The sequence below is a fragment of the Streptomyces sp. NBC_00344 genome (assembly GCF_036088315.1).
Lineage (GTDB): Bacteria > Actinomycetota > Actinomycetes > Streptomycetales > Streptomycetaceae > Streptomyces.
The window spans coordinates 4,168,943-4,184,876 of sequence record NZ_CP107996.1 but is presented as its reverse complement, the minus strand read 5'-3'; the positions used below and the strand labels follow the sequence as shown (position 1 = coordinate 4,184,876).

The window sequence follows — 15,934 nt, the reverse complement described above, 5'->3', positions numbered from 1 at the left end:
ACTCCTGCCCTGTCGAATGGCCGCAACACTCATTTTTTCAACAGAGTGTGCCGATCAGTCGCGCAGAGCGTCGGCCAGAGAGTCATGCACGGTGAAAACCGCCTCGGCGCCCGTGATCTCGAACACCCTGGCCACCACCGGGAGCATCCCGGCCAGATGGACCCCGCCGCCCGCGGCTTCCGCCTTGAGGCGGGCGCCCAGCAGCACGTTCAAGCCGGTGGAGTCACAGAATTCGAGCGCAGAGCAGTCCACGACCAGCCGGGTCCTGCCGCGCTCGAGGGCCTTGTCCAGCGGCGCACTGAGCAGTTCGGCGGTGTGGTGATCCAGCTCACCCGCCGGGGTCACCACTTCACTTCGGCCCTCGGCCCGGACTTCGACCAGAAGCCGGCCCCGGTTCGCACTGCCGACGGTCCCGCGGTCCATGTCCGTGTCCGTCCCTCTTCGCCGTGGTTGTGAGATGTCTCTGACGTGCGAGAAAGACTACGCCCTTGAGGGACCGACCGGTAGCGGAGCAACCCCAACAAGCACGACAATTATGGACATTTGGTCCTTGCGTTTGCCCATCCCGAGCCGATAGGCCTAGAGGGTCATCATTCGACACGACCGGCTTTGGAGGCGCCGCTACACCGCGGACACCGAACAGGCATCGGCAGCCATACGCCGAGAACCATGGAGGCACCATGTCACCCCAGCTCGACGAACACTCCGCCGGTACGTCGACTACCCACCCCAACCGGATCGAGACCGGACTCGAGGAAATTCCCGAGATTCCGCCGTACGACGAGGTGGGCCCGCTGGATGCCAGGGCCCTTTCGAAGACGCTCTTCGCGCGTCTCGAGTCCCTCGAAGAGGGAACACACGAGCACGCATACGTACGGAACACCCTGGTCGAGCTGAACCTCGCGCTGGTCAAGTTCGCCGCCTCCCGCTTCCGCTCCCGCAGCGAGCCGATGGAGGACATCATCCAGGTCGGCACCATCGGCCTGATCAAGGCGATCGACCGCTTCGAGCTCAGCAGAGGTGTGGAGTTCCCCACCTTCGCGATGCCGACCATCATCGGTGAGATCAAGCGCTTCTTCCGTGACACCTCCTGGTCGGTCCGGGTACCGCGCCGCCTCCAGGAACTCCGCCTCGACCTCGCCAAGGCCGGGGACGAACTCTCTCAGCAGCTCGACCGCGCCCCCACCGTGGCGGAACTCGCCGCCCGCCTCGACCTCACCAGGGAAGAGGTCGTCGAGGGAATGACGGCGAGCAACGCCTACACGGCGAGCTCCCTCGACGCCCAGCCCGAGGACGACGAGTCGGAGGGCGCGCTGGCGGACCGGATCGGCTACGAGGACCACGACCTCGAAGGCGTCGAGTACATCGAGTCGCTGAAGCCGCTCATCGCCGGACTGCCCTCGCGCGACCGGCAGATCCTCTCGCTCCGCTTCGTCGCCAATATGACGCAGTCGGAGATCGGCGAGGAACTGGGCATCTCGCAGATGCACGTCTCGCGGCTGCTCTCCCGCACCCTGGTGAAGCTCCGCAAGGGCCTGACCCTGGAGCAGTGACACACGTCCCGAGGAACTGACGCCCCTCGGCGGAAGAGCCGGTCCCGCTTGCCGGGACCGGCTCTTCCGCGTTCCGGACGTCCCGTCACGGGCTTGTTGCACCACCCCTCCGCATTATTGACGAATCACCCCACCCTGCGTCAGATTGGCCGCAGGGCTCAGGGGGGACTGTGCATGGCGCTCGCAACGAGCGGCCGGGCAGCGCGGATCGAGGATGTACTGCGACGCCGTCTGGGCCGTGAATGTCTCTACGTACCGTCGTGCAGGACGGGTCTGTACCTGGCGTTGCGCAGATGGTGCGCGCCCGGCGGCCGGGTGCTGATGTCACCCGTCAACGACGACGTCATCTTCTTCGTGGTGCTGGCGGCCGGACTGCGGCCGGTGCAGGCGCCGCTGCGCGCACAGGACGGATCCATCGACCCGGCGGCGGTTCCCGACGCGGTCTGGGGCGGCCTGTCCGCCGTGCTGACCACCAATCTGTACGGGAACCCCGACCCCGCGCCGGAACTCCGTGCCCGCTGCGACGAGCTGGGCATCCCGATGGTGGAGGACGCGGCGCATGCCGTCGGCAGCCTGGTGGGCGGCCGGCCGGTGGGCAGCTTCGGAGACGCCTCCGTCTTCTCGCTCTCCAAACACCCGCACGCCAGGACGGGCGGTGTCCTCTCCGTCGCCGACCCGACGGTGCGCGGTGAACTGGCGCGAGCACGGGACGAGCTCCTCGCGCCGCGCAGACCGGCCGCCGAAGCCGCCTACGCGGTACGCCCGTACGCCGAGGCGGTGGTGCGCGGGCTGCGTCTCACCCCGGCCGCCCACGCCACGATGCGGCTGCTCGGGATGCAGGAGCGCGAGTCGATCCGGATGCCGCTGAGACCCGGCGAGCTGAAGCGGGCGATGGACACCGCCCCCTCACTCACCGGCTTCGACCCCTGGGTACGGGTCGACATGCACGACTACCGGCTGACCCCCGGAACCCAACGGCTGCGCAGAGTGGAGCGGCTGACACGCCGTCTGGACCGCACGCTGGCCGCGCACCGCGCGGGCACCGAGATGCTGTACGCCACCCGGTGGGCGCGCCCCGGCCCGCTGCAACCGCTGTTCCGGGTGCCGCTGCTGGTCGAGGACCGGGACGCGGCCATCGCGGCGCTGGCACGGCGCCGCATCACCGTCGGCTATCTCTACGACCCTCCGCTGGACGACTACGCGGGCGAGTCCTTCACCGACCCCTCGCCGTCACCGGCACCGGCGCGCTGGTTCGCCCGTCACGCCCTGCCCGTCGATCCGCTGAGAGCCGCCGAGGTCGTAGCGGTCCTCACCGCGCTGGGCGCCGAGCCGGCCCGGGGGTGCCCGGACGGTGGCTGAGGCGGCCGGGGCCACGTCCCCCCGGGGTGCCGGGGCCCCCGGGCCCGCCGTGCTCGCCCCCGCGGACCGGGCCCCGGACCCGACGGGGGCCGCCGGCAGCGCGTCGATGTTCCGCAACGCCTATGCGCTGATGCTCTCCACCGGTGTCTCCGCCGCGCTGGGCCTCGGCTTCTGGCTCGCCGCCGCCCGGTACTACTCCGAGGAGGCCGTCGGACAGGGTTCGGCCGCCATCGCCGCGATGCGCCTGCTGGCATCGGTCACCGCCACCACCATGACCGGCGCGGTGGTCCGGTACGTACCCCGGGCGGGCCGGGCGACCGCCCCGCTGGTTCTGCGCGCCTACCTGGCGAGCACGGTCGTGGTCTGTCTGGGCTGCGGTGTCTTTCTGCTCACGCTGGGCCGGTGGGGGCCCGCGTACGCGCCGCTGGGCACGCTCCGGGCCGGGCTTCTGTTCACCGCGTCCTGTGCCGCCTGGGCGCTGCTGACCCTGCAGGACGGGGTACTGACCGGGCTCCGCAGGGCCTTCTGGGTGCCCGTCGGCAACGCGGTCTTCTCGACCGGCAAGCTGCTGCTGCTCGCGGTGTTCTCCGCGGCACTCCCGGTGCTGGGCATCTTCGTCTCCTGGGCCGCGGCCATCGCGCTGTCGGTACTGCCGCTCGGCTGGCTCGTCTTCCGCAGGCTCATTCCCCGTCAGGCCGCCGCCGACCATGACCGGGAACCGCCGCGGCTGCGGGAGATCGGCCGCTTCCTCGCCGGCGACTCGGTGGGCGCGCTGTTCTCACTGGCGATGATCAATCTGCTGCCCGTGATGGTCGCGGTGCGCTTCCCGCCCGCCCAGAACGGCTTCTTCTACATCGCCTACACCGTCGGCGGGACCATGGAGTACATGGCCATCAACATGGCCTCGTCGCTCACCGCGCACGCCTCGCACACCCCCGGACGGCTGACGGAGGGTGTCCGCGGGGCGCTCCGCCGGATGACCCTCCTGCTCGTCCCCGTGGTGGCCCTTCTGGTGGCCTTCGCGCCGCAGATCCTGCGGCCCTTCGGTGACCACTACGCCGCCCACGGCACCACGGTGCTGCGGCTGCTCGCGGCGGCGGCGCTGCCGCGCGTGGTCGTCGAGCTGTACATCGGGGTACTGCGGGTACAGGGCCGAACCGGCGCGCTCGCCGTCGTCCAGGGCGCCATGTGCACCGCGGTGCTGGGCAGTTCGGCAGTACTGCTCGGCCCCATGGGCATCGACGGGGCCGGCTGGGCCGTCCTGGTGAGCATGTCACTGACCGCCCTGGGATGCGGCTTCGGACTGCGGGCCGCCCTCTCCGGCACCCGCGCCCGTCCGGCCCGCCGGTCCGTGGGGCCCGACCGCTACGGCACGAGCTGGGCCCGGGCCGCGGCCCCGCACGACGACGGCGGGCCCGGCTCCCGGCGGGCCGGGGGGCCGGCACGGGGGCGGCAGCGCTCCGGCTCCGGCTCCGGCGGGACACCCGACTCGCCACTGACGGACGTCCTGTGGCTGCTTTCCGGTCTGGCCGCTGGACTGTTCTGGGTACCTCTCACCCCATGGGCGGGGGCGGGCCGCCACCGTCCGTCGGGCCCGCCCCCGCTCGACGTGCTCCCGCCCCTCACCGTGATCGCCGTGACGCTGCTGACCGTGGTCTACGGCACGGCGCTCTGTCTCCGGCACCCCCGCCCCGCGCTCCTGGTCCCGGTGCTCCTGACCACCCTGACCGCGCTGCACACCGCGTCCTGGTTCCACGGTCCCGCTGCGCACCCCGTGTCGGCGCCCTGGCACGGCGCACCGGCGTTCCTGTCCGGTACAGCGGGTCCTGGCAGCCGCGATGTGGTGCTTCGCGCCCTGCCCGTCGCCCTCCAACTGCTCTGTCTGGGGCTGCTCGCCGTCACGCTGCGATCGCCCGGCACGCACTGGCGGGTCACCGCCGTGGTGATGTGGACGGCGGGGGTGGCCGGCTGGGTGGGCCGGGAGGTGTTCGCGGCGGTGGGGGGATGGATCGTCCTCGGCCTCCTCGCGCTGGCCGCGGTGACCGTTGCCGCAGGCCGCCGCCGTACCGCAGGACAGCGGACCCGGTGACGGGGGGAGGGTGTCGCGGGCCGGGGCGCGGCGCGGCCCGGGGCTCCGCGGGGTCTGCCGCAGGGCCTGCCGGCGGCAGACGGAGGCCGGGCCGCTAGCGGCCCGGCACCGGCTGGGCGAAGTAGCTGTCCCGGCCCGCCTGCCGGTAACCATCCAGACCCGGACCGCTGTCGACCGTCAGATCACAGTCCTTCCCGGGGACCGCGCGGTCCCACTGCACCAGTGCCTTCGCTCCGGGCATCGACCGCAGGGCGGACGGAATGCCGGTGTACCAGTCGCGCTGGCGGGCCGGGTCGCCGGGATCTGGGGCGGTCGCGAACTCGGCCATCATGACGGGCTTCTCGCCGGATACATGGCTGCGGAGCCAGTCGTAGGCGGGACGCTGGCTCTGCGCGAAGCCGTTCCAGTCGGTGGTCCGGTGGCAGAGGTAGTAGTTGTACTGGTCCATGCCGATCCAGTCGACGTAACCGTCGCCCGGGTAGAGGGACTTGATGACGGCGTCGTTGCCCTGGCCCAGATAGCCGGAGACCGTCCACACCCACACCACGTTGTCCACACCGAGCCGCTCGAAGCGGTCATGGATGTGGCGGTAGGCGGCGACGTACTGCGCGGGGGTCCCCGCTCCCTCGCTGATCCGGGCGTCGGCCTCCTGGTCGAAGGAGAAGAAGACCCGCTTTCCGTACGCCTTGATGCGCTCGGCGCCCGGATCGATGATGTCCTCGTCGTAGGTCCCGTCCGCGATGTTCCTCCAGCCGAGCTGGTCCTCGGTGTAGTGGGCGTGGTGCGGTTCGCGCCAGACCGTGGACTCCCAGGCGAGCATCAGCAGACGGTCCCTGCCGAGCTCCTGCTCCTGCGGGGTGAGGAGCTGGCCGTCCAGCCTGCCCCTGGACATGTCGTGGTAGGTGTACAGCAGATCGAGCCTGCGGCCGATCCTCTTCTCGAAGGCGTGCACCGGCCGGGTGAGCGAGCCGTCCTTCGCGTACGGGACGTAGGCGCCCCACCAGGCCCCGCACGGGGGCACCAGTGCCGCGGTCGGCGCGCAGGGGCCGTGCGGGCGTTCTCCCGAAGCGGCGTTCCCGGGCAGTCCTGAGCGGGCGCCCGTACCGTCGGTGCGGGCGATCCATACGCCGATCCCGATGAGCAGCGCGGCCAGCGCGATCAGCGCCGGCCATGCCCGGGGGCGCCATGGCGGTCCCGGCCTTCCTGTGGTCACCGGCGCGTCACTGGTGTGCGGGCACGCTCCACCGCGCCCCGGGTGGCAGCGGGCAGCGGCAGTCCCGGCAGCGCGGCGGCCACCGTGGTGAACACCGCGAGCGAGACGAGGAACGCGGTCGCGGAGAACCCCTCCACCAGGAAGAGCGAGGTGGAGACCAGCGCCCCGAGCGAGAGGCTGACCGGAGCGGCCAGCGCCAGCGCCTCGAGGCGGGCGGCCGGTCTTAGCCGGGCGGGCTGGGGAAGGAGCAGGGCGAGTCCGGGCCCGAGGGAGACGAAGAGCAGGACCGGAATCCAGCGAAGCGGAGCGCCTCCTGGCAGCGCTGTGGCCGCCAGAGCCAGCCATCCCGACACCGCTACCGCACCCCTGAGCGCGGCCCCGCCAAGGACCGGCGACGAACTGGAGACCATGACAACTCCCCTTACTGAGAACGGTATTGGAGGATCACGCCGTACTGGTTCCGCTCGAGGACCCGGAACTCGGGGGACTGCTCCAGTCTGGTCCGCAGCGTCACGAAGCCACCCGGCGGCAGCAGCCCCTCGCCGGCCGTGAAGGTCTCCTGGGTCCTGGTGAGGACGACGATCGCCCGGCCGCCGTCGGGGATCTGCGTCGCCAGGTAGCCCGCCGGGTCCTCGAGCATCCTGATGTTCGCCGGCTCCTCCTGTTCGACGAAGAACCAGTGCTCCAGTTCGTCGTACCGGTGCAGGGCCATCGGGAAGGAGCCGGTCGCGGCGAGGACCAGTGTCCCGTCGGGGGCCCGGTCGATCGCCCGGACGACCATCGCGGTCTCGGCGGGCGGCGTGTAGTACATCTTCTCCTTGCCGTAGTACGACAGCAGGAATCCGCCGACCAGTGCGAACACCACGACCGGCAGGGCCGCCGCGCCGATCCGCCGGCCGGCCGGTCCCGGCGTACGCCCCCCGGCGGCCGGGACGAGCGCGGCAGCGGCGAAGAACGCCGCCCCCGGCAGCCCGAAGAGATAGACCCGGAAGAGCATCTCGCCGCCGTAGTCGTTGACGGCGAACAGCGGCACCGGGGCCACGGAGACCAGCAGCAGCGGCAGCGCGCTCCGCAGCAGCTTCCGCCGGATCAGCAGGGCCACCGCGGCCGGCACCACCACCGCGAGGACCATCGCCACGTTGGCATGCCCCTGAAGCACCGGGCCGGGCCCGGTGAGCTGTCCCGCGTATCCGGCCCTGGAGTTCTCCAGCAGATCACCGGCCGACCGGCGCAGCGACTCCAGCGTCTCGACGAAGAGCGGGCGGCCCATGGTGAGGTCCCAGATCAGCATGATGACGCCGGTGACCACCAGCAGCCCCGCGTTGCGGTAGCGGCGGGTCAGATTGAGCGCGACCAGGGACGCACAGAGCATCACCGGGGTCAGCTGGTGCGAGACGTTGATAGCGGCGATGAGCGGGGCGAGGACCGCCACGCACACCGCCCGCTGGCGGGCGGTGGTGGGCGGCGGGACAGCGGCGGCCGCCGGGTCGAGATGAACGCGCGAGCGCAGCCGGCCGGCCGATCCCGGGCGTACGAAGTGGCGCAGCACCACGGCGATCACGGCGAGGTAGAGGAGGTACGACATGCCCTGGGGTGAGAAGTAGTCCTGTCCCACCCAGTTGGCCAGCTGGAAGATCCAGACCGCGGTCCACACCAGCCGCCGGTCCTCGGTGAACGTGCGGTAGATCAGGACCAGCACCGGCATGGTCAGCAGGCCGAAGACGATCGGCGCCCAGTTGAGGAAGGCCGCCGCCGAGTCCACGCCGAAGGCCCTGACCAGGGCGGCGTTGAGGGTGAAGAAGCCCGGCCACTGGTCGTACGCGGCCATGTTGCCCGAAAGGTGCGCCTGGGGGTGGAGGCCGTTGCCGAGCAGGTGGCCGATGACGGCGTCGTGCTTGGAGGCCCAGGGGTACCGCACCGAGTCGTACAGCACGGCGGTCGGCGCCTTGACCGCCACCAGCAGCGCCGCACAGTAGGCGGCCGGCCACCAGGTGCCCGCGCGGCGCAGGCCGGCCAGAAAGCCGGTGGTGAGCAGCGCAAGCGAGAGGTAGAAGACCGGCGGGAACCTGTCCAGCAGGCCGTAGTCGCCCATGTGGCGGAAGTCGATCAGCGGCAGCGAGAGGGTCCACAGGATCGCCGCCGCCGGTAACAGCCCGGCGGTGAGCCACTGTCGGACCCCGGCGCCGGCTGCCGCCCGGAGCCGCCGCTCGATCCGGGATCCGGGTCCGGGCCGGTCCCGCGGCCCGTCCGCCGGCCCGGCCCGGCCCGGCGGTGCCGGGTCCCCGGTGACCGGCGTGGGCATGCGTTGCTGCACCGTTCGACTCCCCCCGACGAGACCGATGTCCTGCTGAACTCCACCCCGGTGCGCGTCTATCCGGCGAACACATCCCCCCGCAGCGCGGCCCTGCCCCGCCGGTAGACGCGCCAGCCCACCGTGGGCAGGGAGTCCCGGTACGGCGCCGCCCGGGCGCCCCGCCCCGCCATCCAGGCCTCGACGTCCCGGACCGTGTGACCCCGGCGCACGATCAGCCGGGCGACGCGGTAGGTGTCGTCGGCCGCCGAGCTCAGCGCATGGCGTACGGCGACCGCACTGGCGTAACCGGCACTGCGGGCGGCTCTGCGGACCGCCCCGTTGTTGTAGCCGTGCGGATAGGCGAGATGGTCCACCCGGTGACCGAGGACGTCCTCCAGCGCCTTCTTGGAATCGGTGAGTTCAGCGCGCAGGGCCCGGGCCGGCAGGGTGTCCAGCTGGGGGTGGGAGACCGTGTGGGCGCCGACCTCCAGGCCGTACTGTTCGAGGAGCGGCGCCTGCGCCAGGGCCATCATCGGTGCCGGGGGCAGCAGACAGCGCCCGCCCGCGGTGATGGCGCCGGTGGTCAGGTAGGCGGTGGCGGGCAGATCCCGGACGGCGAGAGCTTCGGCCGTGGGCCCCGGCAGATCGGCGAACCCGTCGTCGAAGGTGAGCACGACCGGCCGGTGCGGCAGCGCGGCCCGGCCGGCGAAGTGGCCGGCCAGCGTGCCGATGCTGACCGGGGTGCGGCCGCTCGCGGCGATGGCGTCGAGCTGCGCCCCGAACTCCTGCGGGGCGACGGTGAATTCCGCGATCCAGTCCGGCGGGTCGTCCATCACCGCGTGGTAGAGCAGGACCGGTATCCGGCCGTTGTCCCGGGGTCTCATCGCTCCTCCCAGGGCAGCTGTCTGCCGCGGACCGCGTGCCGTGCCCTGAGGTAGCCGAGCGGCCCGTACAGCATCCCCCGGCGTTCGAGCCGGGAGAGACTGCGCGGCCATGGATAGCCCTGGGTTCCGTGCTCGCCGGGCACCCCTGCTCCCTCGGCCGCACTCCGGTGAGCGGTGATCGACACAGCGTGGAGGAGGCCGCGCGGCAGCCGGGCGAGCAGCGCCGGCAGCAGGGCGGGGCGGCGGACCACGGTCGCGGTGAGATACGCGGTGAGGCCCGCTCCGTATCCGTACGCCTGGTTTCTCAGGTCCTGCCACGTCTCCCGGTGGTGGTGCCAGACCAGTGCGTCGGGTGTGTAGCGCAACCGGTGCCCTGCGGCCACGATCCGGGTGAAGGCGTACAGGTCGTCGCCGCCCCTGGCCGGCGTACCGACTCCGGTGGCGGGGTCGAAGCCGCCGATGTCACGCAGCGGTCCCGCACGGAAGGCCATATTGGCTCCGGAGCCGAACATCCCTGCGGTGAACGGGAAGAGTGGGTCGCCGGCGGGCGGGCGCCGCGGGTCGAACCCCCGGGGTGCGAAGCCCTTGGTGAATCCGCCGTGGCTCTCGAGCAGGATCTGCGCCGGGGTGGTCAGCCGGGCGGGCAGTATCAGCCCGGTGACGCAGGCCAGTCGCGGATCGGCGGTGAACGGGGCCGCGAGGGCGGTGAGCCAGTGCGGGTCGGCGATGACGTCGTCGTCGGTGAAGGCGAGGACCGAGCCCTCGGCCACGGCGATGCCCCGGTTGTGCGCACAGGCGAGTCCCGGGACCGGCTCCTGGACGTAACGCACTCCCCTGGGTGCGTAGTTCTCCTCGATCAGACGGCGGGTCGCCGTGGTGGCCGGTGCGTTGTCGACGACGACGATCTCGTAATCCGGGTGGTCCTGGGCAAGCAGCGAGTCCAGTGCGCCCGCCAGGCGTGCGGGGCGCTCCCGGGACGCGACGATGATGCTGGCCCTGGGCATTCCGGTGGGCGCCTGCCGCTTCCCCGGAGTGCCCCTGACGCAGTGCCGCAGCCGGTCGCGCGCCGCGGCCGCGAGCACCGGGGCGGCCTCGGCGCCCTCCGGCACCAGGGCGAGAACCACACCGGCGGGAACACCGCCGACGCGTATCAGCGCGTACACGGGGCCGTCGGTCACCGGTGGTCCGCCCGGCGCGGGACGCAGGGAGATCACCCGCCCTCCGAGCCCGGCGAGATCCAGCTCGGCGACGGCGATCCCGCCCGGCCCCGCCCGGTCCACCGCTCCGGTCGGCCGCTGTGCCGTGTGCGGTGCCTGGACGGCCTGCGGCGTACGGCGGCTACGGGCAGGCCCGCCGGCCCCCTCGCCGGCCGGGCCGCCGGTCCGCCCGCGGATCCTCCTGGCGATCCGTCCGGCGGCGGTGTCACTCGGCACGGAGTCGCCCCGCCCGCTCGAGACTCCGCTGCGCGAAGGCCGCGAGGGCGGGCCTCCGGCGTACGAAGCCGTGCGCTCTGCGGGAGGGTTCGCGGCCGGCCCAGTGCAGTGCGGCCCCCGCCCCCGGCCGTAACGACGCTCCCTCGAAGACCCGTTGCTCCCCGGTTTTCAGGGCTTCCTTGTACTCGGCGGCCCCGCGTCCCAGGTCGAGCATGCCGATCCCCACCTCCGCGGCCGCCTCGGCCATCCGCAGATGCAGGATCAGGCCCGGTGAGAATCTCGCGAACTCCGGTTCGTAGGCCGGGAACCAGCAGGCGAGCACGGTGCGCGACCGCAGTCCGAAGTGAGCGGCCACCGGGCGGTCCGCCGCGTACAGCACGGACAGCAGACCCGAACAACCCGGCTCCCTGAGGTGCGCGAGGTAGTGCACGAGGCTGCTGATCCACTCCTTGGCGAACCGGTCTCCGCGCCCGGTCCTCCGGTACTGCGCGGACTTCCACGCCATCAGCCGTTCCAGTGCCGCCGGGTCCCGCTCGTCGAGGACGAAGCGGAGCGGGCCGATCTGGCGGCCCATTCTCCGTTCCTTGGCGAGCGTGGTCCTCAGGAACTTGGGCGACTGCTTCCGCAGGAGCTGCTGGTACTGCTCGTACCCCTGCGCCACGTCGATGACATACGAGGCGTACTCATCGGCGGCCGACGGCCGGAAGAGCTCCTGCCCCGCCTCGAGATTGTCGTACTCCCACGCGGAGAGCCCGCAGGCCCGCAGCAGTTCCCGGGCTTCCAGCCGCAGACCTGGCCCGAGCACCGCGCCCTGGCAGTCCGACACTCCGAAGCCGATGGCTCTGCCATGCCCGAACAGCCCCTTCTCGTAGGGGAAGAAGCCGGCCGTCCACCCCGCATCGTGCACCACGGCGACCCGGGCTCCCGGCCGCTGCCGCCCGACGGCAAGAGTGAATTCGGGCTCCATGAACGGATTGGCCCGTGCGCCGGACATGGCCCGCAGCTCGCGCCAGCTCTCGATCTCCCCCTGGTCCAGCTCGCCAGGCCTCTTCACACGGATGTGTACAGCGCTCAACTCGACCCCCCGGTCGGCCCCCCTTGAAACATCCTGGAAGGGACGGTACCGGGCGCTATGGCCGCACGGTAGGGAGTCTCACCCATCTTGTGACCAAGTTGCGAAAGGGGTGACAACTGCGACAGATCTTCGACTACCGGGTGCGTCGTTGTGGTGAATGCCCGACATCCGTGATCTCCGGCACCCGGTCCTGCGGGATGCCGGGGCGGCCGGCCGCCCCGGCACGCACGCGGGTCAGAGCTTGCGTTCGCCGCGCCGCCAGACCGCCGAGACCAGCGGAACACCCGGCCGGTAGGCGAGATGCACGGGCGACGGGGCGTCCAGGAGCGCGAGGTCGGCGAGGGCTCCCGGGGCGAGGCGGCCGATGTCGGTGCGCCGCAGAGCGGCCGCGCCGCCCGCGGTGGCCGCCCAGACCGCCTCGTCGGGGGTCATGCCCATGTCCCGTACCGCGAGGGCGATGCAGAACGGCATGGAGGAGGTGAAGGACGAGCCGGGGTTGCAGTCGGTGGAGAGGGCGACGGTGGCTCCCGCGTCGAGCAGACGGCGGGCGTCCGGCCACTCGGCCCGGGTGGAGAACTCGGCGCCGGGGAGCAGTGTGGCCACCGTGCTGCCGCTCGCCAGAGCCGCTACGTCCGCGTCGGTCAGATGGGTGCAGTGGTCGGCCGATGCCGCGTCCAGCTCCACCGCGAGCTGGACACCCGGACCGTGCCCCAGCTGGTTGGCGTGGATCCGGGGGTGCAGTCCGCGGGCCAGGCCGGCGGTGAGGATCGCGCGGGCCTGGTCGCCGTCGAAGGCTCCCTTCTCGCAGAACACATCGATCCACCGGGCGTGCGGGGCACAGGATTCGAGCATCTCACCGGTCACCAGCGCCACATAGGCGGCCGGGTCGTCCGCGTGCTCGGGCGGCACGATGTGGGCGCCCAGATAGGTGACCTCATCGGTGTGCGAGGCCGCGATGCGCAGCGCCCTGGTCTCGTCGGCGACGGTCAGCCCGTAACCGGACTTGGTCTCCAGCGTGGTGGTGCCCTGGCGGAGGGCCTCCCGCAGATATCTCGCGACGTTCGCCGAGAGCTCGTCGTCGGTCGCCGCCCTGGTCGCGGCGACCGTGGTGCGGATGCCGCCCGCCGAATAACTGCGGCCGGACATCCGGGCGTTGAACTCCGCCGTGCGGTCGCCCGCGAAGACCAGATGCGAGTGGGAGTCGACGAAGCCGGGAATCACCGCCCGTCCGCCCGCGTCGACCGCGTTGTCAGCGGCGGGTGCTTTGCTGGTCTCACCGACCCAGGCGATGCGGTCGCCGTCGATGACGAGCGCCGCGTCCTGGATCAGACCGAGAGGGGAACCGTCGCCGAGGGAGGGGTCGTTGGTGACCAAGGTGCTGATGTGGGTGAGTGCGGTGGTGCCGGTCTTCATCGCGGTGTGCTCCTACGCGTACGGGGCCGTGCTCCGGCCGGTCTGGCTCAGGCGTGCAGTGTGGCGATGGACCGCGCCAGGGCCTGCGGCACGTCCGGGACCAGGGTGTGCACACCGTCGCGTACGATCTGCCGGCCGCCGACGACCGTGTGCCGGACGTCCGCCGCGGAAGCGGCGAATACCGCGGTCTCCGCTCCGAGCCTCGACACCGGCCCCGCTGTTCTGACGGTGTCCAGCGCGATCGTGGTGAGGTCGGCGAGGGCACCCGGCTCGATGGTGCCCGCGTCGCCCCAGCCGATGGCGGCATGGCCGTCGGCGGTCGCGGCGCGCAGCAGGGCAGCCGCGGTCCAGTGCCCCCGGGTGCGGGTGCGCAGGCGCTCATTGAGCTCCATGGCCCGCGACTCCTCCAGGATGTCGATGACGGCGTGACTGTCGCTGCCCAGCGAGAGCGGACTGCCCGCGTGCTGGAGCTGGACCGCCGGGCCGATGCCGTCGGCGAGGTCCCGCTCGGTGGTCGGGCACATGCAGGTGCCCGTCGCGGTCGTGCCGATCAGCGAGATGTCGCCCGCGGTGAGATGGGTGTTGTGGACGCCGGTCGTGCGCGGTCCCAGCACGCCGTGATCCGCGAGCAGCCTGGTGGGCGTACAGCCGTGGGCCGCCCGGCAGGCGTCGTTCTCCGCTGTCTGCTCGGACAGATGCACATGGAGCGGTGCCTGCCGTGCTTCGGCCCACTCGGCCACCGTGGACAGCTGGGCGGCCGGCACCGCCCGTACGGAGTGGATGGCCGCGCCGATCCGGGTGTGCTCGCCGTCCTTCAGCAGGGAAGCCCGCTCGGCCCAGGCCTGGGCGGTGCCGTCCGAGAAGCGCAGCTGGTGCTTGTTGGGGGCGGCCCCTCTGCGCTTGTCGATCAGCCCGGACGCGAGGTAGGCGGTGTCGAGGAGGGTGATCCGGATGCCCGCGTCGGCGGCGGCCGCGATCAGCGCGTCGCCCATCGCGTTCGGATCGTCGTAGGGCGTCCCGCCGGGGCCGTGGTGCAGGTAGTGGAATTCACCGACGGCCGTGATGCCGGCCAGCGCCATCTCGGCGTACACCGCGCGGGCGAGGGCGTGATAGCTCTCCGGAGTGAGCCGGGCGGACACTCCGTACATCACGTCGCGCCAGGTCCAGAAGGTGCCGGAGCCCACCTGGACGGTGGAGCGCAGCGCGCGGTGGAAGGCGTGGCTGTGCGCGTTCGCCAGGCCCGGGAGGGTCAGACCGCGCAGCGCCGTCGCACCCCGCGGCGGGGCCGGCACATCCGTGACGACGGAGGTGATCCGGCCCGCGTCGACCTCCACGGCGACACCCGGCTCGACGTGGGTGTCGAGCCAGGCGTGTTCCAGCCAGTACGTCACCTGCACGCCAGGCCCTCCAGTACGTCGGCGAGTGCGGTCACCCCGGCCAGGCAGTCGTCCTCACCGGCGTGTTCCGCCGGGGAGTGCGAGACACCCGTGGGGTTGCGTACGAACAGCATGGCGGTCGGAACGGAAGCGGAGAGGATTCCGGCGTCGTGTCCCGCCCCTGTTCCGAGAACGGGGATGCCGCCGCCGTCCCCGCCGAGGATCCGGCCCAGCTCGTCCCGCAGCGCATGCGCGAATTCCACGACGGGGGTGAAGGACTCCCGGGTGACCCGGACATCCACGCCGTCGCGCTCGCCCTGTTCCCTGGCGGCCTGCTCGATACCGGCGATGACGGTGTCCAGGGTGGACTGGTCGGCGGCGCGGGAGTCGAGCCAGCCGCGCACCAGGGAGGCGATGGCGTTCACGCCGTTGGGCTCCACGACGATCTTGCCGAAGGTGGCGACGGCCCCGGCGAGCTCCGCTTCACGGCGCGCCGCGAGCACGGTCTGCGCATAGGTGAGCATCGGGTCGCGGCGGTCCACCAGACGGGTGGTGCCCGCGTGGTTGGCCTCGCCGGTGAAGTCGTACCGCCAGCGGCCGTGCGGCCAGATGGCGGACGCGATACCGACCGGGTCCCCGCTGAGGTCGAGGGCGCGGCCCTGTTCCACATGCAGTTCGACGAACGCGCCGATCCGGGCGAGCCGCTCGGGGTCGGGCCCGATCGTGGAGGGGTCGTACCCGGCCTTTTCCATGGCGTGGGGCAGTGGGACCCCGTCGCCGTCGCGCAGCGCATGAGCCTGTTCCACGGTGAGCCGGCCGGCCGCGAGCCGGGAGCCGACGCAGGCGAGCCCGAAGCGGGCCCCCTCCTCGTCGCCGAAGTTCCCGATGGCCAGCGGCCTGGTGAACTCCACTCCCCTGCTGCGGAGTTCGTCGAGGGCGGCGAAGGAGGAGACCACACCGAGCGGCCCGTCGAAGGCACCGCCGTCCGGCACCGAGTCCAGATGTGAGCCGGTGACGACGGCGTCGGTGCCCTCCGGGTCACCCAGCCATGCCCACTGGTTGCCGTTGCGGTCGACCTCGTAGGTCAGTCCGCGGCTCTCCGCCTGGTCCTTGAACCAGGCGCGGCAGTCCGCGTCCGCGGCGGTCCAGGCATAGCGGCGGTATCCGCCGCTTCCGGCGTCGCGGCCGATAGGGGCCAGGTCGCGCCACATCTCCTGGAAGGACGGCGGCGCGAGGGGGGCGCTGT

General features: G+C 72.0%; 13 protein-coding genes. 3 read left to right on the top strand and 10 right to left on the bottom strand.

From position 1 onward, the window contains the following. Window positions 1–54: 54 nt before the first annotated feature. On the bottom strand, window positions 55–423 hold the full coding sequence (locus OHS16_RS18920) for an STAS domain-containing protein (RefSeq protein ID WP_328538392.1): 369 nt from the start codon (window positions 421–423) through the stop codon (window positions 55–57). A 257-nt stretch (window positions 424–680) separates the two neighbouring features. On the opposite strand from OHS16_RS18920, the gene OHS16_RS18915 reads away from it, so the two are divergent. From OHS16_RS18915 to OHS16_RS18905, 3 genes are all read left to right on the top strand, one after another. Beyond that, window positions 681–1,553: an RNA polymerase sigma factor SigF gene (locus tag OHS16_RS18915; protein ID WP_328538391.1), complete on the top strand. Its 873-nt coding sequence runs from the start codon at window positions 681–683 to the stop codon at window positions 1,551–1,553. A gap of 174 nt (window positions 1,554–1,727) precedes the next feature. Then, the gene (locus OHS16_RS18910; RefSeq protein WP_328538390.1) at window positions 1,728–2,912 is read left to right on the top strand and encodes a DegT/DnrJ/EryC1/StrS family aminotransferase; all 1,185 of its coding nucleotides are present in this window, start codon (window positions 1,728–1,730) and stop codon (window positions 2,910–2,912) included. Continuing rightward, window positions 2,905–5,001, top strand: coding sequence for a lipopolysaccharide biosynthesis protein (locus OHS16_RS18905; RefSeq protein ID WP_443042649.1), 2,097 nt, complete (start codon window positions 2,905–2,907; stop codon window positions 4,999–5,001). Before OHS16_RS18910 ends, OHS16_RS18905 begins: the two co-directional genes overlap by 8 nt. Window positions 5,002–5,095: 94 nt before the next feature. Here the strand turns inward: OHS16_RS18905 and OHS16_RS18900 are convergent, their stop codons facing one another. The 9 genes from OHS16_RS18900 to OHS16_RS18860 form a co-directional block, all read right to left on the bottom strand. Further along, entirely contained in the window at window positions 5,096–6,214 is a 1,119-nt protein-coding gene (locus tag OHS16_RS18900; protein ID WP_328538389.1) for a glycoside hydrolase family 26 protein, read from the bottom strand. Further along, the gene (locus tag OHS16_RS18895) at window positions 6,211–6,624 is read right to left on the bottom strand and encodes a hypothetical protein (protein WP_328538388.1); all 414 of its coding nucleotides are present in this window, start codon (window positions 6,622–6,624) and stop codon (window positions 6,211–6,213) included. Before OHS16_RS18895 ends, OHS16_RS18900 begins: the two co-directional genes overlap by 4 nt. A gap of 11 nt (window positions 6,625–6,635) precedes the next feature. Beyond that, window positions 6,636–8,516: a hypothetical protein gene (locus tag OHS16_RS18890; RefSeq protein ID WP_328538387.1), complete on the bottom strand. Its 1,881-nt coding sequence runs from the start codon at window positions 8,514–8,516 to the stop codon at window positions 6,636–6,638. Window positions 8,517–8,584: 68 nt separating this feature from the next. Next, the gene (locus OHS16_RS18885; RefSeq protein WP_328538386.1) at window positions 8,585–9,391 is read right to left on the bottom strand and encodes a polysaccharide deacetylase family protein; all 807 of its coding nucleotides are present in this window, start codon (window positions 9,389–9,391) and stop codon (window positions 8,585–8,587) included. Continuing rightward, on the bottom strand, window positions 9,388–10,647 hold the full coding sequence (locus OHS16_RS18880) for a glycosyltransferase (RefSeq protein ID WP_328540903.1): 1,260 nt from the start codon (window positions 10,645–10,647) through the stop codon (window positions 9,388–9,390). The genes OHS16_RS18885 and OHS16_RS18880 overlap by 4 nt, the downstream gene beginning before the upstream one ends. A gap of 166 nt (window positions 10,648–10,813) precedes the next feature. Continuing rightward, a complete protein-coding gene (locus tag OHS16_RS18875) occupies window positions 10,814–11,884 on the bottom strand; it encodes a GNAT family N-acetyltransferase (RefSeq protein WP_443042781.1) in 1,071 nt (356 codons plus the stop codon). Window positions 11,885–12,133: 249 nt separating this feature from the next. After that, the gene (hutI, locus tag OHS16_RS18870) at window positions 12,134–13,312 is read right to left on the bottom strand and encodes an imidazolonepropionase (protein ID WP_328538384.1); all 1,179 of its coding nucleotides are present in this window, start codon (window positions 13,310–13,312) and stop codon (window positions 12,134–12,136) included. Between the two features lie 47 nt (window positions 13,313–13,359). Next, window positions 13,360–14,709 (bottom strand): formimidoylglutamate deiminase, encoded by a 1,350-nt coding sequence (locus tag OHS16_RS18865; RefSeq protein ID WP_328538383.1) that lies wholly within the window; start codon window positions 14,707–14,709, stop codon window positions 13,360–13,362. After that, window positions 14,700–15,899, bottom strand: a complete 1,200-nt coding sequence (locus tag OHS16_RS18860; RefSeq protein ID WP_328540902.1) for an allantoate amidohydrolase — start codon at window positions 15,897–15,899, stop codon at window positions 14,700–14,702. The genes OHS16_RS18865 and OHS16_RS18860 overlap by 10 nt, the downstream gene beginning before the upstream one ends. Window positions 15,900–15,934 lie beyond the last annotated feature (35 nt).